Origin of the sequence: Clavibacter capsici, from assembly GCF_001280205.1 — a bacterium.
Taxonomy (GTDB): domain Bacteria; phylum Actinomycetota; class Actinomycetes; order Actinomycetales; family Microbacteriaceae; genus Clavibacter; species Clavibacter capsici.
Genome location: NZ_CP012573.1, coordinates 2,326,762 through 2,350,831, shown reverse-complemented (window position 1 = coordinate 2,350,831; position 24,070 = coordinate 2,326,762). Strand labels below are relative to the sequence as shown.

The window sequence follows — 24,070 nt, the reverse complement described above, 5'->3', positions numbered from 1 at the left end:
GGATGCGTGCACGCGGGGGCGGGCGCACGCGAGGAGCGGGACGCACGCGAGGAGCGGGACGAGGCTGGGTCGCGGCGTTCGTCGCGCTCGCGATCGCCGTCGTCCCGGCGACCGCGGCGCTCGCGGTGCCGACCGGATCCGCGCCGACGGCGACCGCGCCCGCGGCGCCCGCCGACGAGGTCGACCTCACCCGGGCGCCGGCCGCGCCCTGGTTCGGCGGCATCATCGACTGGACGGCCGACGACGCGCAGAGCTACGCCGACCGCCTCGGCGCCAGCCCCGCGGTGCTCGGGCAGTCGGTGCGCTACCCGCTCTCCTCCGACGACGTCACCTACCTCGACCAGTTCGCGCAGCAGGCCGCGCAGCAGGGGTCGCTCCTGTTCCTCACGCTCGAGCCCACCGTGCCGCTCGGGGAGCTCACGGCCGACGACGCCACCGCGCTCACCGGCCGGCTCGAGGCGCTGCGCGAGCGCTACGACTCCCGTGCGCTCGTGCGGTTCGCGCCGGAGATGAACGGCTCGTGGACCCCGTGGGGGCAGCAGCCGACCGCGTACATCGCCGCGTTCCGCCAGATCGCGGACGCCGTGCACGCCTCCGACGCGGACGCCGTCACGGTGTGGTCGCCCGCGTACGCCGCCGGCTACCCGTTCGGATCCGCCGACGGCCTCACGCAGGGATCCGGCACCCGCTCCATCGCCGAGCTGGACACCGACGGCAACGGCCGCGTGGACCTCGACGACGACGCCTACCGGCCCTACTACCCGGGCGACGACGCCGTCGACTGGGTGGGCCTGTCCGCGTCGCACTTCGGCTCCGAGCAGGACTTCACCGTGGGCGCGCCCGCGGAGGACTACCTCGGCAGCGAGGTCATCCCACAGCAGGAGTTCGGCGAGAACGTCGTGCCCGAGGAGGGCAAGTTCCTGCGCGAGCTCGCCGGCGGCTACGGCTACGCCGACGAGAGCGGCGCTGGGCGCGACTTCGGGGCCGAGTGGATCGACGGCACGGGCAAGCCCGCCGTGATCGAGACGGGCGCGCTCTACGACCCCGCCCGCACCGACGGCGCGAGCGAGGCCGACATCAAGAGCGCGTGGTGGGAGCAGGTGCTCTCCGCCGACGTCCGCGCCGCGCATCCGGGCATCGGCATGGTGGTCTGGCGCGAGCTCGAGCGGCCGGAGGCGGAGGCCGAGGGCGCCGTCATCGACTGGCGCGCCACGGGCGATCCGGCCATCGCGTCGGCGCTCCGGGCGCACCTGGATCCCGCCACCGCGACGCTCGGCGCCGTCACGCAGGTCTTCGACCAGGAGCGCTCGAACGTCGCGACCGCCCAGTACCGCGACCCCGGCTCGCCCGAGGACGAGCAGATGGGCTGGATCGTGCTGTGCGCGGTCGTGCTCCTGCTCCTCTTCGCGATCTCCGGGCCCATCGGCCGGCTCAAGCCCGGCTGGCGGTACCCCGACGAGAACAGCCCCCGCGACCGCCGCCTGGACCTCTTCCGCGGCTGGACCATCGTGGCCGTGGTCATCACCCACATCGAGCTGGCGAGCCCGTACTCCTACGTGACCATCAACGCGATCGGCGCCATCACGGGCGCCGAGATGTTCGTGCTGCTCTCCGGACTCGTGCTCGGCATGGTCTACCCGCTGGCGGTGAAGAGGTTCGGCGAGCTGAAGGCCCTCGTCTCGATCCTGCGGCGCGCGTTCAAGCAGTACGTGGTCGCGCTCGCCGTGGTCGTGATCGTCTTCGCGCTCACGTTCGTGCCGTTCCTCGCCACCGACGTCATCACGACCTTCACCGACCGCGGCACGGGCGCGGACGGCAAGGTCACGACCGGGCAGGTCTACGACCTCTACCCGAACGGCGACCGCCTGCTCGACTACCCGCCGCCCTGGTACGTGATCCGCGACCTGCTGCTGCTGCGCATGGGCCCGTGGGTGTTCAACATCATGGGGCTCTTCGTGGTGCTGACCCTCCTCGTCCCGGCGATCGTGTGGCTGCTCCGCCGACGCATGTGGTGGGTCGTGCTCATCGCGAGCTGGGCCGCGTACGTGCTCAACGCGATGTACGACATCCGCGTGCTGCCGTCGATGTTCGAGGACGTCTTCCCGCTGCTCACGTGGCAGGTCGCGTTCCTCAACGGCATGGTGATCGGCTACTACCGGCGGCAGATCACCCGCGCGCTCACGGGGCGGCTGGGGCGCGTCCTCGTGTCGATACTCATGGTCGCCTACGTCGGGACGCTCGCGGTGCTCTGGGCGGGCCACACCTACGGCGTGCAGCTGCCGGGCGTGCCCGACGGCCTGTACTCGTCGCTGTACGAGTCAATGTACCAGCGGACCTTCCTGCAGCCCGGCCGCCTCATCGACCTCGGGCTGATGCTCGTGGTCGCGTACACGTTCCTCACGCGGGTGTGGAAGCCCGTGGACCGCGCGTTCGGCTGGTTCTACACGCCGCTCGGGTCCGCGAGCCTCTACGTGTTCATCGTCCACGTCTTCTTCGTGCTGATCGTGGGCAGCCTGCCGTTCCTCGACAGGGCGAATCCCTGGCAGGGAGCAGTGGTCCACACGCTCGTGCTCGCGGCGATCTGGTTCATGGTCACGCGCAAGGTGCTGTTCAAGGTCATCCCGACCTGATCCGCTCCGCCGGATCCCCCGGGATCCGGCCCAATCCGCATGCGGCCCCGTTCCGAACGAATCCCGACATCCGGCGAAACAGCGCGTAGCGCCCCTTCCCGGATGCCGAACACCCGTTTAGCGTTCGAACCACAACGCGCTCGGTATCTGGGATACGGACGCGACGATCAAGGGAGCTCCAACCATGTTCGACAGGAAGTTCATCACCCAGGCCATCGACAGGAGCGCGCAGTCGCCCCTGGACCGTCGTCGCTTCTTCAGCGCGGCGGGCATCGCGGGACTCGGCGTCGGCGCCGCCGCCCTCATCCCGGCGACCGGAGCCCAGGCGGCCGACGCGCAGGCCGAGGCCGACGCGGGCGCCGTGACCGACGCCGCCGTCCTCAACTTCGCGCTCAACCTCGAGTACCTCGAGGCCGAGTTCTACCTCCGCGCCTCCACGGGCGCGGGCCTCGTCCCGAACGACATCTCGGGCGTCGGCACGGCCGGTGGCGTCACGGGCGGTCGCCAGGTGCAGTTCAAGGACCGCGCGATCCGCGAGTACGCCCGCGAGATCGCCCAGGACGAGAAGGCCCACGTCAAGTTCCTGCGCTCAGCGCTCGGCTCGGCCAAGGTCGCCCGTCCCGCCATCGACCTGGACGCCGCGTTCTCCGCCGCGGCCACGGCCGCCGGCCTCATCAAGCCGGGCGAGAAGTTCGACGCGTTCGCGAGCGACGAGAACTTCCTGCTCGCGTCCTTCGTGTTCGAGGACGTGGGAGTGACCGCCTACAAGGGCGCCGCCCCGCTCATCACGAACAAGACCTACCTCGAGGCGGCCGCCGGCATCCTCGCGGTCGAGGCCTACCACGCGGGCATCATCCGCACGTCGCTGTACGCGAAGGGCCTCGCGGCCCCGACCAACGCGATCTCCAACGCGCGCGACTCCCTCGACGGGTCCACGGACCTCGACCAGGGCATCACGATCTCGGGCGGCGCGAACCTCGTGCCGACCGACGCGAACGGCATCGCGTTCAGCCGCACGACCGGCCAGGTCCTCAACATCGTGTACCTCAACAACAAGGCCGTGACGAAGGGCGGGTTCTACCCCAACGGCGTCAACGGCGGCATCAACACCAGCGGCGCGAACTAGCCCGCAGGCGCATGCAGCAGGGGCGCCGCCCACCTCGCGAGGTGGGCGGCGCCCCTGTCGTCGTCCGGGTGGCCCTCAGCGCCGGTTGCGCGGGCTGTCCGCCGCGAGCACCGAGTTGCGGCGCGAGTACGTGAGGTAGATCACGAGGCCGATGACGAGCCACACCGCGAACCGCACCCACGTCTCCCACGGCAGCGACGAGACCAGCCAGAGCGAGAAGCCGATGCCGATGATCGGCACCACCGGCATGAGCGGCAGCCGGAATGCCCGCGGGATCTCGGGTCGCTTGTAGCGGAGCACGATGACCGCGGCGCACACCACCACGAACGCCAGCAGGATCCCGATGTTCGTGAGCTCCGCCACGACCGTGATGGGCAGGAAGCCCGCGAACAGGGCCGAGCCGACGCCGATGATCCACGTGACGCGCGTGGGCACGTTGCGCTTCCGGTCGGTGACCGCGAACCACCTCGGCAGCAGGCCGTCGCGGCTCATGGAGAACCACACGCGGCTGGCGCCGAGCATGAAGGTGAGCATCACGGTGACGACGCTGACGATCGCGCCGACCGCCACCACGTTGGCGACCGCGGGCAGCCCCACCGACTCGAACGCCGTCGCGAAGCCGCTCTTCGGGTCGATCTCGCTGTAGCGCTGCATGCCCGTGAGCACGATCGTCGCGAGCACGTAGAGCACCATCGCGATGCCCAGCGACAGGAGGATCGCCTTCGGCATGTGCTTGGTCGCGTCCTTCGACTCCTCGGCCGCGGTGCTCATGGCGTCGTAGCCGAAGACCGCGAAGAAGACCGTCGCGGCGCCCGTGAAGACGCCGGCCGCGCCGAACGGGAAGTACGGCTGGTAGTTGGCGCCGGTGATCTGCGTGAAGCCGATCACCACGATCACCAGCACGAGCGCCACCTTGAGGCCCACGAGGTAGAGCTCGAAGCGGCCGACGCTCTTCATGCCGCGGGTGAGGACGAACGCGGTGCCGAGGCAGAGGATCACGGCGAACAGGTCGACCACGTGACCGTCGCCCGTGCCGGCGGCGCCGAGCATCCAGGCGGGCAGGTCGACGCCGAACTGGTCGAGCAGGAAGCCCGCGTAGCCCGAGACCCCGATGGCGACCACCCCCACGATGGCGGTGTACTCGAGCAGCAGGTCCCAGCCGATGAACCAGCCCACGATCTCGCCGAGGGCCGCGTAGCCGTAGGTGTACGCGGAGCCGGCCTTGGGGATCATGCCCGCGAACTCCGCGTAGGAGAGGGCGGCCGCGGCGCTCGCGATGCCCGCGATGAGGAACGAGATGAGGACGGCCGGGCCCGCCGTCTGGTTCGCGACCGTGCCGGCCAGCGTGAAGATGCCGGTGCCGATGATGCCGCCGACGCCGATCGCGGTCAGCTGCCACAGGCCGAGCGAGCGGGTGAGGCCGCCCTCCTCGGTCGCCGCACCGGGTTCCGCCTCGATGGTCTCGACGGGCTTCCGCCGGGTGAGCGCCGACCAGAGGCTCGTGCTCGAAGTGCTCATGCAGGACTCCTGCCGTCGGGGCCCCGCGGGCCGGGTCGAGGCCGCCGGAGCCGGCGACGCCCCCAGTGTGGCCCCGCCCGGGCGTCCGCACCAGATGCGGCGCGGCGGCGGGACAGCGGCGGGGGAGGGCTGCTAGGAGCGCTGCAGCGAGGGCTCGACGACGCGGATCCAGAGCCACACGGCGACGCTCACCGCGGCGAAGGCCGCGGCGACGACGAGCGACGTGACCCAGACGCCCGCCGGCACGCCGCTCGCGGTCGTGGCGACGGCCGCGAACGCCAGCGTGAGGACGGCGACGCTCACGACGGCCCAGAGCGGCAGGGAGCGCAGCAGGAGGGAGCGGCCGAGGACGAGCGACACGGGCGCGAGCGCGAGCGCCGCGGAGCTGAGCGCGGCGAGCGTGATGACGCTGAGCAGCTCGTTGGCGAGCTGCGGCCACATGCCGCCGGTCGCCGGGACCAGGCCGTAGAGGATCCAGGTCAGGAGCCCCAGCGTCGCGAGCGACCCCGACTGGACGAGCGCGAGGCGGGCGCGGGAGCGGTCGTCGCGGTCGTCGGCCACGAGGCCGAGCACCTGGCCGATCACGACGGGCGGCGCGAGGCCGAGGCTCCGCGACACGAGCACGGCCGTGGCCGAGAGGACCAGGAGGGCGGGCACCGCACGCACCCGCGCGGGACCGGCGCCCACGCGTCCGGCGACCGAGGCGACCGCGACGACGCCCACGACGTTCACGATCGCGAGGCCCACGAGGGCGGCGAGGAAGAGGCGGACGGCGTTGGGGTCGGATCCCACGGGCAGGGAGAGCGAGGCCAGCGCGGCGGCGAGGGCGAGCGCGGCCGCGGCGGCACCCCAGCGTCCGGCGCGGCCGGGCTCGCGCGCGGGGCGGGTGGCGAGGAGCGTCGGCTCCGGCTCGCGTCGCGCGGGGACCGGGACGGGCGCGGAGTCGAGACGGCCGGGCACGATGCGCATCTGCCCGGTGGTGGCGGTGGAGTCGGTGAACGTGGCCGCCGTGGCCCGCGTGGTGAGGGCGCCGGCGTCACCTCGGGGGATGATCCGCAGCGGCGTCACGTCCTCGGCCGCGCGGTGACGGCCGCCGAAGCGCGCGATGAGGGCGCCGCGGAGGAGCAGCGCCGGCAGGGTCACGAGGAGGACCGCGCCGAGCGCGAGGAGGAGGGGCAGGAGGCCGCGGCCGTCCGTGAACGCGGCGGGCAGCGGCTGCAGCGAGGTGCCGAAGCGCGTGGGCGCGTTCCAGGTGCCGGGGCGGCGTGGGCGGGGGCGGAGCCGGGCGCCGGGTCCTGCCCGGGGGCGGATCCGGGTGCGCCGCCGCCGCCACCGGATCCCGGGGCGGGCGCGGGCGCGGACTGCGTGCTCTCGGGCGAGCTCGTCGACCGGGGCGTGGGGGTGGGCGTCGGGGACGCGCCGGGCGTGGGCGAGGCCGCGGGGGCGGCGACGGTGATGCGCACCTCCGGGGCGAGCGTGCTGATGTTGCCGAGCGGATCCGTCACGGTCGCCGTGATCCCGAGCGGCCCGGGTGGCAGCGTGCCGGTGGTGCACGACCAGCGCCCTCCGGAGACCTGCGCCTGGCACGCGGAGTCGCCGTAGCCGGAGAGGTACGCGCGGACGGTCGTGCCGTCCTCGTCGGACGTGCCGGAGATCGTGATGCCCGTCGCGTCGACGGTCGCGCCCGCCGCGGGGGCGGTGATGACCGCGGCGCCGGGCGCCGTCGTGTCGAAGCTGCCCGAGCCGCGCCCGACCGCGGGCGTGCCCGAGCTCCAGGGCGTGCTCTGCGTCGCGGTGACGGGCACGCCGGTGCCCGAGGGCGGCGGCGGGGCGAGGAGGCAGGCCCAGGTGCTCGACGCGCCGACCGTCGCGCGGCAGGCGGCGGATCCGGAGCGGGCGTCGACCGTGGCCCCGGGGTAGCCGGTGCCGCTCACGAGCCCCGTGGTCACGACGGAGAAGCTGTTGACCCCGGGGGCGCGGAGGACCGACGCGGTCGCGGTGGCCTCCTGGCCGCTGGCGACCGCGCGGATGGGGCTCTGCCCGTCGGGCACGCCCGTGGCGGTCGCGCGCCAGGTGGTGGAGGAGGGGAGCGTGACGGCGGCGGGCACGCTCGCGATGGTGACCTGGACGTCGGCGCCCGGTGCGCGCGTGCCCGTCACGGTGATCGCCCCGTCGGTCGAGAACGGCGGCGTGTCGACGGTGGGGGCCGCGACGGGGGCGCCGGAGGGCGTCGGGCTCGGCGTCGGCGTGGGCGTCTGCGTCGCGCCGGAGGCCGCGGCCGTGCCGCCGACGCTCAGCGCGGCGAGGAGGGCGAGCAGGGCGACGGCCCGGACGAGGCGGTCGCGGGATCGCCGGACGCCGCCCGCACCACCCCCGTGGCCGGACGACCATCGTTCGTCGTCAGATCCTGCACCGTGCGTCCATTCATGCGGCTGCGTGCGGGCGTGTCAACCGTCCGCACCGACCGTGACGGAAGTGGTAGGCGAACCTGGACGACGCGTGCCCGGGACCGGAGCGCGCGGTGTGCGCGGCCGGTGCGACGGCCCGCCCCGCCGCGGTGCCCGATACTGGCTCAGGTGACCCCACGCGACGCCGCCCCGACCGTCCGACGCCGACCGAGCTGGCGGATCTCGTCGCCGGCGGCCCGCGCATCGGGGTGAGCACGAGCGCCCCGAAGGTCGAGGGCCGCGCCCACGAGGGCGGCCGCACGGAGTCCGTGTGGGACGCGTTCGCGCGCCGCCCCGGGGCCGTGGTCGACGGCAGCGACCCGGAGCGCGGCGCCCGGCACATGGAGAGGGTCGGCGAGGACGTCGCGCTCGCGGCCGAGCTCGGCGTCGACGTCCTCTCCTTCTCGATCTCGTGGTCGCGGATCCAGCCCGAGGCCCGCGGCGGGCTCCGCCGGGAGGGCATCGCGTTCTACGACGAGCTGGTCGACGCGCTGCTCGCCGCGGGGATCCGCCCGCGCGCCGCCCTGCACGACCACGACCTGCCCGTGGAGCTCCAGGACCGCGGCGGCTGGCTGCACCGCGACACCGCGATGCGCTTCGGCGACCTCGCGTACCTCGCCGCCGAGGCGCTCGCCGACCGCGTGCCCGACTGGGTGACCCTGCGCACGCCCGCGCTCACCACGATGGCGGGCCACGTCACCGGGATCCACGCGCCGGGATCCCGCCTCGGGCTCGACGCGCTGCCCACCGTGCACCACCAGCTGCTCGCCCACGGCCGGGCGGTCGAGGCGATCCGCGGCTCGCGCGCCTCCGCCCGCGTCGGCATCGTCAACGCGCACCGCGTGGTCGAGGCCGCCTCCGCGGACGACGACGACCGCGCGGCCGCCGTCGTGGCCCGCGCCCTGCACCAGGACCTCTTCGCCGACGCCGTGCTCCTCGGCCGCTACCCGGACCTCGACGGCCCGCACGCGGAGGCCTTCGCGCGCCTCGGCCGGGTGGACCCGGCCGACCTCCGCGCCATCGCGCAGCCGCTCGACCACTACGGCGTCGCGCTGGCGGATCCGATCCGCGTGGCCGCCGTGCCGCGCCTGGTCGCCGGATCCGTGGCGATCCCCTTCGCGGAGCTGCCGTGGACCGACCACCCGGCCTCCCTCGACGGCCACCCGGTCGCACCCGACCTCGTCCCGGTCGTGCTCGCCGACCTCCGCGCGCGCTACGGCGACGCCCTCCCGCCCGTCGTGCTCTCCGGCCTCGCCGCCGCGCACCCCGAGCAGGTCGACGAGCGCGACGGCTCCCGCCGGGACCCGCGCCGCGCCCACGCGATCTCCGACCACCTCGTCCAGGCGCTCTCCGCCGTCGCGCCCGGCGGCCCGGCGGAGGGCGTGCGGTTCGAGGCCGTCGTCGCGGGCAGCCTGCTCGACGGCTTCGAGTGGGAGGCGGGCCGGTCGGCCCCGCGCGGGCTCGTGCACGTGGATCCGCGCACCGGCGACCGCACGCCCCGCTCCTCCTACCGCTTCCTCCGCGACACCCTGCGCGAGCGCGGCTGACCCCCGGACGCGGGCGGTCCGCGCGACGCCCCCAGAACGGGTGCGCGGGCCCGCCGTCCCCGGGTCCTCCCCAAGGCCGCGCGTAGGATCCTCAGCATGGAATTGTGGATCGCGCTCGGAGTCGTCGTGCTCCTGGCCGTGCTCGTCGGCATCTACCTCTGGGCGACCTACAACGCCCTCGTCACCCTCAACGTCCGCGTGGACGAGGCGTGGAGCGACATCACCGTGCAGCTGAAGAGGCGCGCGGACCTGCTGCCGACCATCATCGAGTCCGTCAAGGGCTACGCATCGCACGAGAACCGGGTGTTCGAGTCGGTCGCGTCGGCGCGCACGGAGACGATCAGCGCGGCGAACCCGGCCGAGGCGAGCAGCGCCGAGGAGCACCTGCAGGGCGCGATGAAGTCGCTCTTCGCGGTGGCCGAGGCCTACCCGCAGCTGCAGACGAGCCAGACCTTCCTGCAGCTGCAGGGCGAGCTCGTCGACACCGAGGACCGGATCCAGGCCTCGCGCCGCTTCTACAACGGCGGCGTGCGCGAGCTCAACACCAAGATCACGCAGTTCCCGAACACGCTCTTCGTGCGCGGGCTCGGCTTCGGCGAGCGGGACTTCTACGAGGTCTCGAGCCTCGCGTCCATCGCCGAGCCGCCGCGCGTGCAGTTCTAGCGACCGTCGCCGCCGTCCGCCGCGAGGATCGGCACGAGGCAGTCGACCTCGCCCGCGCGGCGGTAGTGCTCGATGTGGGGGCGATCCGGGTCGGGGTCCGCGAGGTCGAACAGCGCCTGGAAGGCCGGCTCGATGCGCTCGTAGACGCCGGGAGCCTCCCCGCGCAGGCGCAACCGGAGGTAGGCGCCGCCGGGGACGACCGTCTCGTCGAGGTGCGCGGGGACGTCGACGTCCCGCGCGAGCCGCACCGACGCCATGCGGTAGACGCGGTCGGCTCCGAGCACGAGCCCCATCATCCGGCGCCCGCGCAGCGAGTCGAAGCCCGCCTCGAAGGCGGGCCAGGCCGCCTGAACCGCGGCGATGTCGAGCGGCACGTCGCGGCTCAGCGCGGCGGCGTCCTCGAGGGTGACGACGTCGATCCGACCGAGGTCGTGCCCCCGCGGGAAGCCCGTCATCGCGCCGCCGCCGCGATCCCCGGCAGACGCGCCCGTAGCGCCGACGCGAGCGTCCCGCGGTCGACGACGCCGACGGACTCGAGGCCCTGCCACGCGGCGGCGCGCTCCAGCAGCGGGGCGACGCGCTCGGCGACGGCCGCGGGGTCGTGGCGTCCCTCGATCCAGGACGCCTGCACGCGCAGCACGCCCGCCTGCCGGTCGCTCTTGAGGTCCACGCGCGCGACGATCTCGTCGTCGACGAGCACCGGCAGCACGTAGTAGCCGTGCACGCGCTGCGCGGCGGGCGTGTAGATCTCGATGCGGTAGCGCAGGTCGAAGAGGCGGAGGGCGCGCTCGCGGAACCACACGACCGGGTCGAAGGGCGAGAGCAGCGCCTCGCCGCGGATCCGCCGGGGCAGCCGCGCGTCCCGGTGCAGCCACACGGGCAGCGGCCTCCCGCGCCCCTCCCAGCCGGGCACGGAGACGGACAGCACCTCGCCCGCGTCGGCGAGGTCGCGCAGCGCACGGTCCGTCGCGGCGCGGGAGAGCCGGTGGTAGTCGCCGAGGTCGGCCGCGGTGCCGATGCCGTGCGCGACGGCGGCGCGGCGCACGAGCTCCCGCACGGCGTCCTCCTCGGGCACGTCACGCGCGCGGACCGTCGCGGGCAGCACGTCCTCCGCGAGCCCGTAGACGCGCTCGAACCCGCGGCGGCCGGCGCTCGCGATCTCGCCCCACGCGAACATCGCCTCCAGCGCGCGCTTCACGTCCGACCAGCCCCACCACGGGCCCGTCCGGACGTTGGCCTCGTGCTCGATCGCGCTCGCGGGCACCGGTCCCGTGCGGGCGAGCTCCGCCCGGACCTCCGCGAGGAGCGGCGCGTGGTCGTGCGCCCAGGTGCCGGGCGCCGTGCGGCGGACGCGCTCCGCCTCCATCCGCCAGCCGAACAGCGGCAGGTCGTCGACGGGCAGCACGGCGGCCTGGTGCGCCCAGTACTCGGTGTACGCGCCGCCGCCGCCGAACAGCATCCGGTCGAGCGCGGCCCGGTCGTAGGGGCCCACGCGCGCGAGCATCGGCAGGTGGTGGCTGCGCTCGAAGACGTTGACGGAGTCGATCTGCAGCAGGCCGAGCCGCCGGATCCCCGCGGCCAGGCTGCGCGTGCCCGCGGCTCCCGGATGCGGCCGGCCGAGCCCCTGCGCCGCGAGGGCCACGCGGCGGGCGAGGGCGGGGGAGACGGAGTCGGGCATGACCCGACGCTAGCGGCCGCCCCCGACGCCGCATCGGGCGGATCCGCGACGCGGCTCGCGCACGGCCGCACGGGAGGCCCGTCCTAGACTCCCAGCATGATCTTCGGCCAGCGATCCCGTGCGCGCGCCGCGGCTGCCGCCCGCGCGGCCGAGGCCCGCGTCGACCCCGACATCGACACCGTACGGCCCGTCGCGCGCACCGTCGCCGAGGCCGTGCCGCCCGGGATGGTCATCGCGGGGGCGTGGGCCTGGCGCCTCCTCCTCATCCTGGGCGTGCTCGGCGTCGTCGCCTGGCTCGTGATCCAGCTGGAGTACGTCGTCATCCCGCTGTTCCTCGCCATCGTGCTCGCGGCCCTGCTCGTGCCCATCTCGAACTGGATGCAGCGCCACCACGTGCCCAAGTGGCTCGCCGTCGCGATCTCCGAGATCGGCGTCATCGTCGCGGTCGCGGCGCTCGTCTACCTGGTCACGACGCAGATCATCGGCCAGTACGACTCCATCCGCGCGCAGACGCTCACCCGCTACGCCGACGTGCGCGGCTTCCTCACCGACGGACCGCTCCAGCTCTCCGAGGCGCAGCTCAACGACGCCTACGCGCAGGCGGTCGACGCGATCCAGCGCGACGCCGGCGCGCTCGTCAGCGGCGCGCTGTCGGTCACGTCCTCGCTCGGCCACGTGCTCACGGGCGTGCTGCTCGTGCTGTTCTCGACGCTGTTCATCCTCATCGACGGCCCCGGCATGTGGCGCTGGGTGGTGCGCCTCTTCCCGCGGCTCGCGCGCCCCGCGGTCGACGGCGCGGGCAAGGCCGGCTGGACCACGCTGCAGAACTTCGTGAAGGTGCAGGTGCTCGTCGCCCTGATCGACGCGGTCGGCATCGCCGGCGGCGCCGCCATCATCGGGGTGCCGCTGGCCATCCCCATCGGAGTGCTCGTGTTCCTCGGCTCCTTCATCCCGATCGTCGGCGCGGTCGTCACGGGCACGCTCGCCGTGTTCGTCGCGCTCGTCTACAACGGGCTGACGCAGGCGCTCATCATGGTCGCGATCGTCCTCATCGTGCAGCAGGTGGAGGGCCACGTCCTGCAGCCGCTCATCATGGGTTCGGTCGTGAAGGTGCACCCGCTCGCGGTCGTGCTCTCGGTGGCCGCCGGCGGCATGGTCGGCGGCATCGCCGGCACGTTCTTCGCCGTGCCGCTCGTCGCGACCCTCAACTCCATGGTCAAGCACGTCGCCAGCGGGGCCTGGCGCGGGGAACCCGAGCCGCCGCCGCCCGCGGTCCCCGCCGACGCCTCGCACGCCACCCGCCGCCCGAACCCGAGGAAGCCCACCCGATGACCGACGCCGCCCCCGCCCGGACCCCCGCCGAGGAGGCCGCCGCGGCCCCGCACCCCGACCTCCCGCACCTCCGCGCGGTCGGCGACGAGCTCGACCCGTCGCAGCTGGGGGAGGACGCCGCCGCGCTCGCCGGGGAGCTGCCCCGCGGATCCGCGCCCACGCTCGCGCGCATCCAGGCCGCCCGCGAGGTCGTCAGCCGCGTCGCCGACGTCACGCCGATGGAGTCGTCGCGCTTCCTCGCGGAGATCCTCGGCAGCCCCGTGCACCTCAAGTGCGAGAACCTGCAGCGCACCGGCTCGTACAAGATCCGCGGCGCCTACAACCGCATCTCGCGCCTCACCGACGAGGAGAAGGCGCGCGGCGTCGTGGCGGCGTCGGCCGGCAACCACGCGCAGGGCGTCGCGTTCGCGGCGCGCGAGCTCGGGATCCGCGCCACGATATTCATGCCCACCGGCGTCGCGCTGCCGAAGCTCCAGGCGACCCGCCAGTACGGGGCCGAGGTCATCCTCCGCGGCCACACGGTCGCCGAGCCGCTCCTCGCCGCGGCCGAGTTCGCGGCGCAGACGGGCGCCGTGCTCATCCCGCCCTTCGACCACGAGGACGTGATCACCGGCCAGGCCACCCTCGGCCTCGAGATCCTCGACCAGACGCCCGACGTGGAGACGGTCGTCGTGCCCATCGGCGGCGGCGGGCTCATCTCCGGCGTCGCGACGGCGCTCAAGCTGCGCGCCGCGGAGGAGGGCCGCACGATCCGCGTCATCGGCGTGCAGGCGCGCAACGCCGCCGCCTACCCGCCCTCGCTCGCCGCGGGCCGCGCGACCGAGATCGAGATCACACCCACCATCGCCGACGGCATCGCGGTCGCGAAGCCGGGCCTGCTCAACTTCGACATCATCCGCGAGAGCGTCGACGAGGTCGTCACGGTCGAGGACGACGACACGGCCCGCGCCCTGCTGCTCCTCCTCGAGCGCGCGAAGCTCGTGGTGGAGCCGGCGGGTGCCGTGGGCGTCGCCGCGATCCTGGCGGGCCTCGTGCAGGACGCCGGCCGCACCGTCGTGATCCTCTCGGGCGGCAACATCGACCCGCTCATGATGGAGCGCGTCATCAGCCGGGGCCTCGCCGCCAGCGACCGCTACGTGAAGCTGCGGATCATGCTGCCCGACCGCCCGGGCCAGCTCGCGCGCACCTCGCAGATCATCTCCGAGGCGAACGCGAACGTCGTCGAGGTGCTGCACACACGGCACGGCCGGGGCCTGCAGATCAGCGAGGTCGAGCTCGAGGTCAGCGTGGAGACGCGCGGGCCCGAGCACACGACCGAGGTCGTCGAGCGGCTGCGCGACGCGGGCTACGACCCCCGGCTCCAGCGCGACTGACGCCGTCCGTCACGGCCCCGGCGACGAGAGAGGGGACGCGGACCATGCGGTCCGCGTCCCCTCTCGTCGTGATGCGGGGAGCTACGGCGTGTAGTTCTCCACGGCCTGGATCTCGACGGCGATCTCGCGGCCGTTGGGCGCGGTGTACGTGCCCTTCTGCCCGACCTCCCAGCCGATGATGGCGGCGCCGAGCGGCGACTGCTCGCTGTAGACGTCGAGCTCGCTGTCGCCTGCGATCTCGCGGTTGCCGAGCAGGAACTTCGTCTCGTCGCCCGCGATGACCGCGGTCACGACCGTGCCGGGCTCCACGACGCCGTGGCTCTCCGGCGCGTCGCCCACCTCGGCCGTCCGCAGCAGCTGCGTGAGCTGGCGGATGCGCGCCTCGATCTTGCCCTGCTCCTCCTTGGCGGCGTGGTAGCCGCCGTTCTCCTTGAGGTCGCCCTCCTCGCGGGCGATCTCGATCTTCTTCGCGATCTCCTCGCGGCCCTGCACGCTGAGGGTGTCGAGCTCCCTGCTGAGGCGGTCGAACGCCTCCTGGGTCAGCCAGGTGACTGCCTGCTCCTGCGCCACGATGGACTCCTTGCACTCGCACGGACGCCCCGACGGAACCGTCGAGGCGAATCACCCACTCTAGGCGGGCCAGCAGCTGTGGATCAACCCGGTCACCGCGGGACCGGTGGTGCGGAGCCGCACCGTCTCCATGCGCTCGAAGCCGTCCTGCGCGGGGAGCTCGACCACCTTCCAGCCGACGATGGAGCGCTGCTCGTCCTGCGCCTGCACCGCGCAGAAGGCCTCGCTGCCGGCGGGCATGACCACCGAGAACGTGACGTCGATGGTGCGGTCGTCGACGATGTCGAAGGCGCGGTCGGTGGCGTCGATGGATCCCGACGCCTGGTCGAGCCCGGCCCACAGCACCCAGGCGCCGAACACGAGCGCGACGAGGCCGCCGGCCGTGCCGTAGAGCCAGCGCTGACGGATGCGCGCCGGCCGGGTGCGGCCGTACCGCTCGTCGAGCGCGGCGCTGGATCGCGGTGCCGGCGCCCGGTGCTCGACGGTCTCGTCGTCGTCCCCGAGGGGGCCGGCGGGGGCGGGGGAGCGGGACCCGGTCGTCACGGCGATCTCCTCCCACGCACCTTGTACTCTGGGGATCCAGACTACCTTCCCCACCCTTGGAGCCCCGTGACCCTGCGCCTCATGGCCGTGCACGCCCACCCCGACGACGAGTCCAGCAAGGGCGCGGCGACCTACACCCACTACACGCACCAGGGTGCCGAGGTCATGGTCGTCAGCTGCACCGGCGGCGAGGCGGGGGACATCCTCAACGAGGGCCTCGCCGAGCGCGCGATGGCCGAGCGCGACCTCCCCGGCCTCCGCCGGATCGAGATGGCGCGCGCCCAGGCCGTCATGGGCGTCCAGCACCGCTGGCTCGGCTACGTCGACTCGGGCATGGCGCGCGAGGACGGGTCGCTGCCGCCCGCGTCCTTCGCGAGCATCCCGGTGGAGGTGTCGGCCGAGCCGCTCATCCGCCTGGTGCGCGAGTTCCGCCCGCACGTCCTCGTCGCCTACGACGAGAACGGCGGCTACCCGCACCCCGACCACATCCAGGCGCACGTCGTGGCCATGGAGGCGTGGCGCGAGTCCGGCGTCGTGGGCTCCTACCCCGACGCGGGCGAGCCGTGGGAGATCTCCAAGCTCTACTTCGACCGGATCTTCAACGGCACGAAGATCCGCGCCGTGCGCGAGCACCTGGTCGCCACCGACGCGGGTCCCGAGATGCTCGAGGCCGTCGACGAGATGCTCGGCTGGATGGGCGACCGCCCCGACCTCTCGACCACGCACGTGCACGTGGCCGACCACTTCGAGGCCCGCGACCGCGCGCTCCTGTCGCACGCGAGCCAGGTCGCGCCCGACAGCACCTTCTTCCGCTGGCCGCGCGACCTGCAGCAGCGGGCCTGGCCGTTCGAGGACTTCCAGCTCGTGGAGTCGCGCGTCGACGCGCCGGACGAGGAGCACGACCTCTTCGCCGGCATCCCGGACGACGCCGACGACCGGGCGGCGCGCGCGTGATGGGCTCCGACCTCGCCCTGCGCCTCGCCGCGGCCGTCACCACGCCGAGCCCGACGCCCACCGCCGAGTTCGACCCCGACACCGTCTCGCCGGGCCCGATCGGCTTCATCGCCATCTTCTTCGTGGCCGTCATGGTGCTGCTGCTCATGGTCGACATGACCCGGCGGATCCGCCGCACGCGCTACCGCGAGGAGATCCGCGGCCGGCTCGAGGCGGAGAAGCTCGAGGCCGACCTGGCGCGCGACGCCGCGCCGGAGCGCGACCGGCGGGCTCCGGGGCGCTCGGCGCCGGACGCGGACGGCGTCGCCGGCACGGACGACCCGACATCCCCGCCGCGCGGCTGACCTCCGCCCCCGTGCGGGGGCAGGTCGTCCGCGCGCTGTGGACGTGCCGATCCACCCCCCGCCTGCCGCTCCCTAGTCTCATGGCTCCACCCGAGACAGGAGCCACCACCGTGTCACACACCACCCCCACGCCCTCGACCCGATCGTCGCGTCGCCTCCGCGGAGCCGGATCCCTCACGGCCGCCGTCGCCCTCGCGGTCACCGCCACCGTCGGCCTCGGCATCGCGCCGGCGTCCGCGTCCGAGGCGCCGACCTCGGCGACCACGACCACGACCGTCCCCGCACCCGGGACGGGCGGCTCGCCGGAGACCTCGCTCGCGTACGGCGACGTCCGGATCCAGTTCCAGACGCACTGGACCCGCGGCGGGCACAACGTCCGCGCCATCCGCGTCCAGTCCCTGAAGGGCGCCGGCAACCTCTCCCGCTGCTACTCGATGGGCGACTACCGCCCCGGCGCCGACCTGTACCCCTACATCAAGGTCGACCTGCCGGCGGGCTTCTACGACGTCATCAGCTACGACGGCCCCACGTGCAACATCCAGTACCAGACGGCCGGCGGCTTCGGCACCATCGACACCACCGGTCACAACTGGATGGTCTACGACCGGTACGCGCCCGTCCGTCGCGGCTGACCGGATCGCATCGGCGGCCGGCGTCCCCCATGCGGGGGACGCCGGCCGCCGCGTGTGCCCCCGCCCGCCACCCGCCCGTCCTCCCGCGTTAACCCTCGCTTCGTAGCGTGGCCGGGCGCGGAGGGAACGTTCCCTCTCCCGAGCGCAGGAGGAGCCCGACATGACGCACGCCCCCGCGCCCGCCCGGTTCGCACCGCCGCCCGGAGGGTCGCCCACGCCGATCCGCCCGGTCGCCGCGCGTCCCGCCGCCGCCCCGCGACCGCGCCGCCTCAGGGGCCCGCGCCTCCGCGACGGCCTGCTGTTCCTCGCCTTCGTCGGGCCCAACGTGCTGCTGCTCGCGGTCTTCACGTACAAGCCGCTGCTCGAGTCCTTCTACTACTCGACGCTGCAGTGGAACATCGGCTCGTCCGTCGCCCGCGAGGTGGGCCTCGCCAACTACGTCGCCTGGTTCCAGGATCCGCAGACGCCCACGGTCATCTCCGTCACCGTCGTCTTCACGGGCGTCACCGTGATGGGGTCGATGGTGCTGGGGCTCGGCGTCGCCGTGCTGCTGAACCGCCGGATCCGGCTGCGCGGCCCGGTCCGCACCATCATCGTCGCGCCCTACGTGCTCTCGGGCGTGGCCGTCGGCTTCCTGTGGCTCTACGTCTTCGACCCGAACTTCGGCCTCATCTCCGCGGGCCTGTCCGCCATCGGCCTGCCGTCGCCCGACTGGTACAGCGACCCGGGCGCCGCACTCGCGATGGTCACCACCGTGCAGGTCTGGCGCGACCTCGGCTACTGCGCCCTCATCTACCTGGCGGGGCTCCAGGCGGTGCCGAAGGACCTGCTCGACGCGGCGGCCCTCGACGGCGCGGGGCGCATGCGCACCTTCGTCCGCATCGTGCTGCCCATGCTCAGCCCGACGACGTTCTTCCTCAGCGTGACCACGCTGCTCAGCTCGCTGCAGACCTTCGACCTCATCAGCGCGATGACCAAGGGCGGGCCGCTGCAGGGCACGACCACGATGATGTACCAGATCTACCACGAGGGCTTCGTGGCCGGCCGCGCCGGCTACTCGTCGGCCGTCGCCACGATCCTGTTCCTCGTCCTGCTCGTCGTCACCCTCGTCCAGCTCGTCGTCGTCCAGCGGAAGGTGCACTACTCGTGACCGCGACCCTCGCCCGTCCCGAGTCCGCGGGAGCGCCGTCGGCGCCCGGACGTCCACGCCGCCGCCTCGGCCGCCCGTCCGCATCCGGATCCGCGCGGCCGCCCCTCGCGGGCACCTACCTCGCGCTCGCCCTCGCCGTGCTCGTGATGCTGATGCCGCTGGTCTGGATGGTGCTCACGAGCTTCAAGGACTTCGGCGAGATCTACTCGGTGCCGTTGAAGCTGCTGCCGTCGTCGTTCGCGCCCACGAACTACGCGACCGCGTCCGACACGGTCTCCTTCCAGACGCTGGCCACCAACAGCGCCATCAAGACGATCGCGGGCTCCGGGCTCAAGGTGCTCCTCGGCCTGATGACGGCGTACGCGCTGGTCTTCATCCGCGTGCCGTTCCGGAACGTGTGGTTCGGCGTGGTGATCCTCGCGCTCCTCGTGCCGCAGCAGATCGTGATGATCCCGAACTACCAGGTCGTCGCGGGCCTCGGATGGATCAACACGTACCCCGGCCTCATCCTCCCCGGCGTCGCGAGCGCGTACGGCACGTTCCTCTTCCGCCAGCACTTCCTCACGCTGCCGGGCTCCGTGCTCGAGGCCGCGGCGATGGACGGGGCCGGGCACCTGCGCCGGCTCTGGTCGTTCGTGATCCCCATGTCGGGCCCCACGATCGCCGCGGTCGCGCTCGTCTCCGTCGTCGGCGAGTGGAACGACTACCTCTGGCCGCTCCTCGTGACGACCGACCCGCGGATGATGACCCTGCCCGTCGGCCTCACCCTCCTCCAGGACACCACGGGCATCACCAACTGGGGCGTGCTCATGGCGGGCACCGTCATCGTCACGCTCCCCGTGCTCGCCGTCTTCCTCGTGTTCCAGCGGCGCATCGTCGGCGGCCTCACCGCCGGCGCCGTGACCGGCTGACCCGCTCCCTCCTCCCCGCCCGACCCGCATCCCCGAACCCCAGGAGAACCATGCCCATCGACCCCCGCTCGGCCTTCGGCGCCGCGGCGAACAGCTCCCTCCGCCGGCGCGACATGCTGAAGCTCGGCGCCGTCCTCGGCGGCACCGCGCTCCTCGCCGCCTGCTCCGGCCCCTCGGTCGGCGGCGCCCAGGCGACGGCCGCGCCCGACACCGACTGGGACGGGATCCAGCCCGCCACCGACATCACGTGGTGGACGACGCACCCCGGCCAGACCTCCGACCTCGAGGCGCAGTTCGCCGCCGACTTCCTCGCGAAGACCGGCATCACGGTGAACGTCGTCACGGGCGGCGCGAGCTACGACGAGATCGCGCAGAAGCTCCAGGCCGCCGCGGGCACCGACAGCATGCCGGACATGGTGAACGCCAGCGACACCTGGTGGTTCCGCTACATGGTCAACAAGCAGTCGATCGCGATGGACGGCCTCATGTCCCACCTCGGGTTCGAGCTCGACGACTTCAACGGGGTGTTCCTCGACGACTACCTGTACGACGGCAGCCGCTTCGCGGTGCCCTACGCGCGCTCGACGCCGATCTTCTACTACGACCGGTCGATCTGGCAGCGCGCCGGCCTCCCGGACCGCGCCCCCGCGACCTGGGCGGAGCTCGAGGAGTGGGCGCCCGCGATCATGAAGGCGACCGGCGGGACGCCCGCGATCCGCCTCCCGCAGGGATCCATCGGCACGTGGGCGATGAGCAACGTGCTGTGGGGCCGCGGCGGCCAGTACTCCGACGGGTGGGACCTGAAGCTCGACCAGCCCGAGACGCTCGAGGCGGCCCGCTACGCCCGCGGCCTCGTGTTCGACTCGAAGATCGCCAACGTCGCGGCGGCCAGCGGCGACACCGCCGTCGACTTCGCGGGCGGCCTCGCCCCCTGCACCATCGCCTCGGCGGGCGCGGTCGGCATCGTCACCGCGAGCGCGAAGTTCCCCATCGGCACGGGCGTCCTGCCCGGCGGCCCCCAGGGGCAGTTCGTCCCGACCGGCGGCACGGGCCTCGCGGTCGTCGGCAGCAAGACCAAGGAGCAGCAGCTCGCCGCCGGCATGTTCATCAAGCACGTCACCGAGGTCGACCAGCAGGTCGCCTTCGCGAAGAAGACCGGCTACGCGCCCGTCCGCACCTCGGCGGGCCGGTCGTCCGACCTCACGGGCTTCTGGGCGTCGAACCCCGCCTTCCGCACGGTGTACGACAGCCTCGAGCACGTGCGGTCGCAGGACTGGGCGCGCACGCTGATCCCCAACGGCGACACGTACCTGCAGCAGCCGTGGGCGCAGATCCTCACGCAGGGCGCCGACCCGGCCGACGTGTTCCCGGCGGCCGCCACCCAGCTCACCTCCGCGTACACGGAGAACGTGCAGCCGTACCTGTAGCGGGCCCGCGACGCACCCGCCCGGTCAGACGACGGGCGGGTGCGTCGCCACCAGCAGGATCCCCGTCCAGTGGCAGAGGAACGCGACGAGGGTGAACGCGTGGAAGATCTCGTGGAAGCCGAAGCGGCCGGGCCAGGGGTTCGGCCGCTTCAGCGCGTACGCGACGGCGCCGACCGTGTAGGCGAGGCCGCCCGCGAGGATCAGCGTCATCATCGCGGCGTCGGCGCGGAAGAAGTCGACGATGAACACGAGCGACGCGTAGCCGAGCACGAGGTACAGCAGGACGTAGAGCCAGCGCGGGGCGTGGATCCAGAACACGCGGAACAGGACGCCGAGCGCGGCGCCCGACCACACCAGCCAGAGCAGCAGCACCGACTTGTCGTGCGGCAGGGCCAGCACCGTGATGGGCGTGTACGAGCCCGCGATGAGCAGGAAGATGTTGGCGTGGTCCATCCGCTTGAGGAGGATCTTGGCCCGCGGCGACCAGTCGAACCGGTGGTAGACCGCGGAGACGCCGAACAGCAGCAGCGACGACGCCACGAACACGGCGCACGCGATGCGCGCGGCGGCCCCATCCGCCACCGCGATGAGGACGATCCCGAGCACGAGCGCCACCGGGGTCATGCCCGCGTGCAGCCACCCGCGCCAGGTGGGCTTGGGCTCCGGGCCGACGTCCTGCGCGTCCTCGACGAGCGGCAGGTGGGCGACCGACGCCTCCTCCTCCGGGGTGTCGTCGAGCGGGCCAGGGGAGGAGGCGTCGCGCGTCATCCTGCGAGTGTAGGGCAGCCCAGGGGACGTCAGCCGGGCGGGCGATCCGGGCTCCCGGGTGCGTGGGCTAGCGTTGCCTACGTGCGAGAGAAGCCGATCCGACCGTGGCGCGGTCTCCTCTACCGGGCGTACCAGAAGCGCATCCGCCGCGGCCTCGACCGGCAGGCGCTCCCGCACCACATCGCGATGATCCTCGACGGCAACCGCCGCTGGGCCCGCCAGCTCGGACTCGAGTCCGCGGCCCACGGGCACCGGGCGGGCGCGGCCAAGTTCCTCGAGTTCCTCGAGTGGTGCGACGACCTCGACATCAAGGTCACGACGCTCTACCTGCTCTCCACCGACAACCTCACGGGCCGCGGCAGCGCCGAGCTCACGGCGCTCATCGACATCATCGGCGAGCTCGCGGAGGACCTCTCCCGGCACCGCGACTGGCGCGTGAAGCACGTCGGATCCGACGAGGGCCTGCCGCCCGAGCTCGTCGCGCGCCTCGATGCCTCCGAGGAGCGCTCGAAGGACAACACCGGGCTGCACATCAACCTCGCGGTCGGCTACGGCGGGCGCACCGAGATCGCGGACGCCATGCGCAGCATCGTGCTCGCGCACCACCTCGCGGGCGGCACGCTGGAGGACCTCGCCGGGCTCCTCACGCCCGCCCTCATCGGCGAGCACCTCTACACGAGCGGGCAGCCGGATCCGGACCTCGTGATCCGCACCTCGGGCGAGCAGCGCATCAGCGACTTCATGCTGTGGCAGTCGGCGCACAGCGAGCTCTACTTCATGGAGGCGCTGGGACCGGACCTCCGCGAGGTCGACTTCCTGCGCGCGCTCCGCGACTACTCCTCGCGCCAGCGCCGCTTCGGATCCTGACGCAGCTCCCGCGGCTCCGTCCGGCGCGCGGAGCAAGAGTTAATGTCCGCGACACATCCGGACCCGCGTCGCTCTGGTCACACCCGCGGTGCGCGACGTAGGTTCGCACTCATCGGGCATGGCGCCCGATCGAGAGGGCCGCGTCACCTCTTCTCGTCATGTGGCCCGATCGCCGTCAGGATCCGAGCGCGAACGCTCGGGGATGGAGTGGCCCGTGGCCCCGATGGACAGCCGCAGCAGCACCGCACGACGCGACGACCGGGGGGAGGGGACGCAGCAGGCCGAGCGCACGTACGTGCTCGACACCTCCGTCCTCCTGTCCGACCCGCGTGCGCTCTTCCGCTTCGCCGAGCACGCGGTGGTGATCCCGGTCATCGTCATCACGGAGCTCGAGAGCAAGCGGAACGACCCGGAGATCGGCTACTTCGCGCGCCAGGCCCTCCGCCTCCTCGACCAGCTCCGCGAGGAGCACGAGCGGCTCGACTTCCCCGTCGAGGTGGGCGACGCCGGCGGCACGCTGCGGGTCGAGCTCAACCACTCGAGCATGGCGGCGCTCCCGAACGGCCTGCAGCTCGGCGACAACGACTCGCGGATCCTCGCGGTCGCCCTCAACCTCTCCACGGAGGGCCTCGCGGTCACGGTCGTCTCGAAGGACATGCCGCTCCGCGTCAAGGCCGCCTCCATCGGCCTCATGGCGGAGGAGTACCGCGCCGAGCTCGCGGTCGACAGCGGCTGGACCGGCATGGCCGACGTCACGCTCTCCAGCGAGCAGATGGCCGACCTCTACGACGGCGAGACGCTGCAGACGCGCGTCGTGCAGGACCTGCCCGTGAACACGGGCGTGGTGCTGCACTCCGACCGCGGATCCGCGCTCGGCCGGGTCGTCCGCCGCGGCACCGTGAACCTGGTGCGCGGCGACCGCGAGGTGTTCGGCCTCAAGGGCCGCTCGGCCGAGCAGCGGCTCGCGATCGACCTGCTCCTCGACCGCGAGGTGGGGATCGTGTCCCTCGGCGGCAGCGCCGGCACCGGCAAGTCGGCGCTCGCCCTGTGCGCCGCGCTCGAGGCCGTGCTGGAGAAGCAGCAGCACCGCAAGATCATGGTGTTCCGGCCGCTGTACGCGGTGGGCGGGCAGGAGCTCGGTTACCTGCCGGGCGACGCCGCCGAGAAGATGAACCCGTGGGCGCAGGCCGTGTTCGACACCCTGGGATCCGTCGTCTCGCAGAACGTCATGGACGAGGTGGTGGAGCGCGGGATCCTCGAGGTGCTGCCGCTCACCCACATCCGCGGGCGCTCGCTGCACGACGCGTTCGTGATCGTCGACGAGGCGCAGTCGCTCGAGCGGAACGTGCTGCTCACGGTGCTCAGCCGCATCGGCCAGAACTCGCGCGTGGTGCTCACGCACGACGTGGCGCAGCGCGACAACCTCCGGGTCGGCCGGCACGACGGCGTCGCCAGCGTGATCGAGACGCTGAAGGGCCACGAGCTGTTCGGCCACATCACGCTCACGCGCTCGGAGCGCAGCGCGATCGCGGCGCTCGTGACGGGGCTGCTCGACGGCGACCCCATGTGATCCATCCGCTCCGCGCATGA

22 protein-coding genes are annotated in these 24,070 nt (G+C 73.2%); 14 read left to right on the top strand and 8 right to left on the bottom strand.

What is annotated here, in order from left to right; genetic code table 11:
* Positions 1–2 precede the first annotated feature (2 nt).
* Together opgC and AES38_RS10965 are read left to right on the top strand one after the other, a co-directional pair.
* A complete protein-coding gene (opgC, locus tag AES38_RS10970) occupies positions 3–2,630 on the top strand; it encodes an OpgC domain-containing protein (protein WP_244629161.1) in 2,628 nt (875 codons plus the stop codon).
* Positions 2,631–2,814: 184 nt separating this feature from the next.
* Entirely contained in the window at positions 2,815–3,756 is a 942-nt protein-coding gene (locus AES38_RS10965; protein ID WP_053775008.1) for a ferritin-like domain-containing protein, read from the top strand.
* A gap of 75 nt (positions 3,757–3,831) precedes the next feature.
* Here the strand turns inward: AES38_RS10965 and AES38_RS10960 are convergent, their stop codons facing one another.
* From AES38_RS10960 to AES38_RS16345, 3 genes are all read right to left on the bottom strand, one after another.
* Positions 3,832–5,274, bottom strand: a complete 1,443-nt coding sequence (locus tag AES38_RS10960) for an amino acid permease (RefSeq protein WP_053775007.1) — start codon at positions 5,272–5,274, stop codon at positions 3,832–3,834.
* Positions 5,275–5,406: 132 nt separating this feature from the next.
* Entirely contained in the window at positions 5,407–6,417 is a 1,011-nt protein-coding gene (locus AES38_RS16350) for a hypothetical protein (RefSeq protein WP_256998812.1), read from the bottom strand.
* Positions 6,414–7,433 carry a hypothetical protein gene (locus AES38_RS16345; protein WP_256998811.1) on the bottom strand — a complete coding sequence of 340 codons (1,020 nt, stop codon included), beginning with the start codon at positions 7,431–7,433 and terminating at the stop codon, positions 6,414–6,416. Before AES38_RS16345 ends, AES38_RS16350 begins: the two co-directional genes overlap by 4 nt.
* Positions 7,434–7,930: 497 nt before the next feature.
* Between AES38_RS16345 and AES38_RS10950 the strand changes: the two genes are divergently transcribed.
* Both AES38_RS10950 and AES38_RS10945 read left to right on the top strand, forming a co-directional pair.
* Positions 7,931–9,268 (top strand): glycoside hydrolase family 1 protein, encoded by a 1,338-nt coding sequence (locus AES38_RS10950; RefSeq protein ID WP_256998810.1) that lies wholly within the window; start codon positions 7,931–7,933, stop codon positions 9,266–9,268.
* Positions 9,269–9,364: 96 nt separating this feature from the next.
* Positions 9,365–9,931 (top strand): LemA family protein, encoded by a 567-nt coding sequence (locus tag AES38_RS10945; protein ID WP_053775006.1) that lies wholly within the window; start codon positions 9,365–9,367, stop codon positions 9,929–9,931.
* Here the strand turns inward: AES38_RS10945 and AES38_RS10940 are convergent.
* Positions 9,928–10,386, bottom strand: a complete 459-nt coding sequence (locus AES38_RS10940; protein WP_053775005.1) for a hypothetical protein — start codon at positions 10,384–10,386, stop codon at positions 9,928–9,930. The genes AES38_RS10945 and AES38_RS10940 overlap by 4 nt on opposite strands.
* A complete protein-coding gene (locus tag AES38_RS10935; protein WP_053775004.1) occupies positions 10,383–11,609 on the bottom strand; it encodes a winged helix-turn-helix domain-containing protein in 1,227 nt (408 codons plus the stop codon). The genes AES38_RS10940 and AES38_RS10935 overlap by 4 nt, the downstream gene beginning before the upstream one ends.
* 96 nt (positions 11,610–11,705) lie before the next feature.
* On the opposite strand from AES38_RS10935, the gene AES38_RS10930 reads away from it, so the two are divergent.
* Positions 11,706–12,941 (top strand): AI-2E family transporter, encoded by a 1,236-nt coding sequence (locus tag AES38_RS10930; protein ID WP_053775003.1) that lies wholly within the window; start codon positions 11,706–11,708, stop codon positions 12,939–12,941.
* Positions 12,938–14,314, top strand: coding sequence for a threonine ammonia-lyase (gene ilvA, locus AES38_RS10925; RefSeq protein ID WP_053775002.1), 1,377 nt, complete (start codon positions 12,938–12,940; stop codon positions 14,312–14,314). The genes AES38_RS10930 and ilvA overlap by 4 nt, the downstream gene beginning before the upstream one ends.
* A gap of 81 nt (positions 14,315–14,395) precedes the next feature.
* Here ilvA and greA read toward each other — a convergent pair whose 3' ends face one another.
* A complete protein-coding gene (gene greA, locus AES38_RS10920) occupies positions 14,396–14,884 on the bottom strand; it encodes a transcription elongation factor GreA (RefSeq protein WP_053775001.1) in 489 nt (162 codons plus the stop codon).
* Positions 14,885–14,944: 60 nt separating this feature from the next.
* Positions 14,945–15,481 carry a DUF4307 domain-containing protein gene (locus AES38_RS10915; RefSeq protein WP_256998809.1) on the bottom strand — a complete coding sequence of 179 codons (537 nt, stop codon included), beginning with the start codon at positions 15,479–15,481 and terminating at the stop codon, positions 14,945–14,947.
* A 12-nt stretch (positions 15,482–15,493) separates the two neighbouring features.
* Here AES38_RS10915 and mca point away from each other — a divergent pair, with 12 nt between their 5' ends.
* The 6 genes from mca to AES38_RS10885 all read left to right on the top strand — a co-directional run bounded on the left by mca (position 15,494) and on the right by AES38_RS10885 (position 20,845).
* Complete coding sequence (gene mca, locus AES38_RS10910; RefSeq protein WP_174775900.1) at positions 15,494–16,381, top strand: mycothiol conjugate amidase Mca; 888 nt, start codon at positions 15,494–15,496, stop codon at positions 16,379–16,381.
* Complete coding sequence (locus AES38_RS10905; RefSeq protein ID WP_053774999.1) at positions 16,381–16,725, top strand: hypothetical protein; 345 nt, start codon at positions 16,381–16,383, stop codon at positions 16,723–16,725. Before mca ends, AES38_RS10905 begins: the two co-directional genes overlap by 1 nt.
* 110 nt (positions 16,726–16,835) lie before the next feature.
* Positions 16,836–17,357, top strand: coding sequence for a hypothetical protein (locus AES38_RS10900; RefSeq protein ID WP_053774998.1), 522 nt, complete (start codon positions 16,836–16,838; stop codon positions 17,355–17,357).
* Between the two features lie 160 nt (positions 17,358–17,517).
* Positions 17,518–18,507 (top strand): carbohydrate ABC transporter permease, encoded by a 990-nt coding sequence (locus AES38_RS10895; RefSeq protein ID WP_053774997.1) that lies wholly within the window; start codon positions 17,518–17,520, stop codon positions 18,505–18,507.
* Positions 18,504–19,418: a carbohydrate ABC transporter permease gene (locus AES38_RS10890; protein WP_053774996.1), complete on the top strand. Its 915-nt coding sequence runs from the start codon at positions 18,504–18,506 to the stop codon at positions 19,416–19,418. Before AES38_RS10895 ends, AES38_RS10890 begins: the two co-directional genes overlap by 4 nt.
* A 50-nt stretch (positions 19,419–19,468) precedes the next feature.
* The gene (locus tag AES38_RS10885; RefSeq protein WP_053774995.1) at positions 19,469–20,845 is read left to right on the top strand and encodes an extracellular solute-binding protein; all 1,377 of its coding nucleotides are present in this window, start codon (positions 19,469–19,471) and stop codon (positions 20,843–20,845) included.
* A 24-nt stretch (positions 20,846–20,869) separates the two neighbouring features.
* On the opposite strand, the gene trhA is transcribed toward AES38_RS10885, so the two are convergent.
* Positions 20,870–21,613 carry a PAQR family membrane homeostasis protein TrhA gene (gene trhA / locus AES38_RS10880; protein ID WP_053774994.1) on the bottom strand — a complete coding sequence of 248 codons (744 nt, stop codon included), beginning with the start codon at positions 21,611–21,613 and terminating at the stop codon, positions 20,870–20,872.
* A gap of 81 nt (positions 21,614–21,694) precedes the next feature.
* Between trhA and AES38_RS10875 the strand changes: the two genes are divergently transcribed.
* Together AES38_RS10875 and phoH2 are read left to right on the top strand one after the other, a co-directional pair.
* Positions 21,695–22,480, top strand: coding sequence for an isoprenyl transferase (locus AES38_RS10875; RefSeq protein ID WP_053774993.1), 786 nt, complete (start codon positions 21,695–21,697; stop codon positions 22,478–22,480).
* 223 nt (positions 22,481–22,703) lie between these two features.
* Positions 22,704–24,050, top strand: coding sequence for an RNA 5'-3' helicase PhoH2 (gene phoH2 / locus AES38_RS10870; RefSeq protein WP_053775777.1), 1,347 nt, complete (start codon positions 22,704–22,706; stop codon positions 24,048–24,050).
* Positions 24,051–24,070: the final 20 nt, after the last annotated feature.

Excerpts from the sequence above, each read along its gene's own strand:
- AES38_RS10960 (WP_053775007.1), bottom strand. The coding sequence starts at position 5,274 with ATGAGCACTTCGAGCACGAGCCTCTGGTCGGCGCTCACCCGGCGGAAG.
- AES38_RS10930 (WP_053775003.1), top strand. The coding sequence starts at position 11,706 with ATGATCTTCGGCCAGCGATCCCGTGCGCGCGCCGCGGCTGCCGCCCGC.
- AES38_RS10895 (WP_053774997.1), top strand. The coding sequence starts at position 17,518 with ATGACGCACGCCCCCGCGCCCGCCCGGTTCGCACCGCCGCCCGGAGGG.
- AES38_RS10885 (WP_053774995.1), top strand. The coding sequence starts at position 19,469 with ATGCCCATCGACCCCCGCTCGGCCTTCGGCGCCGCGGCGAACAGCTCC.
- trhA (WP_053774994.1), bottom strand. The coding sequence starts at position 21,613 with ATGACGCGCGACGCCTCCTCCCCTGGCCCGCTCGACGACACCCCGGAG.
- ilvA (WP_053775002.1), top strand. The coding sequence starts at position 12,938 with ATGACCGACGCCGCCCCCGCCCGGACCCCCGCCGAGGAGGCCGCCGCG.
- AES38_RS10935 (WP_053775004.1), bottom strand. The coding sequence starts at position 11,609 with ATGCCCGACTCCGTCTCCCCCGCCCTCGCCCGCCGCGTGGCCCTCGCG.
- AES38_RS10905 (WP_053774999.1), top strand. The coding sequence starts at position 16,381 with ATGGGCTCCGACCTCGCCCTGCGCCTCGCCGCGGCCGTCACCACGCCG.
- phoH2 (WP_053775777.1), top strand. The coding sequence starts at position 22,704 with ATGGACAGCCGCAGCAGCACCGCACGACGCGACGACCGGGGGGAGGGG.
- AES38_RS10945 (WP_053775006.1), top strand. The coding sequence starts at position 9,365 with ATGGAATTGTGGATCGCGCTCGGAGTCGTCGTGCTCCTGGCCGTGCTC.
- AES38_RS10965 (WP_053775008.1), top strand. The coding sequence starts at position 2,815 with ATGTTCGACAGGAAGTTCATCACCCAGGCCATCGACAGGAGCGCGCAG.
- AES38_RS10940 (WP_053775005.1), bottom strand. The coding sequence starts at position 10,386 with ATGACGGGCTTCCCGCGGGGGCACGACCTCGGTCGGATCGACGTCGTC.
- opgC (WP_244629161.1), top strand. The coding sequence starts at position 3 with ATGCGTGCACGCGGGGGCGGGCGCACGCGAGGAGCGGGACGCACGCGA.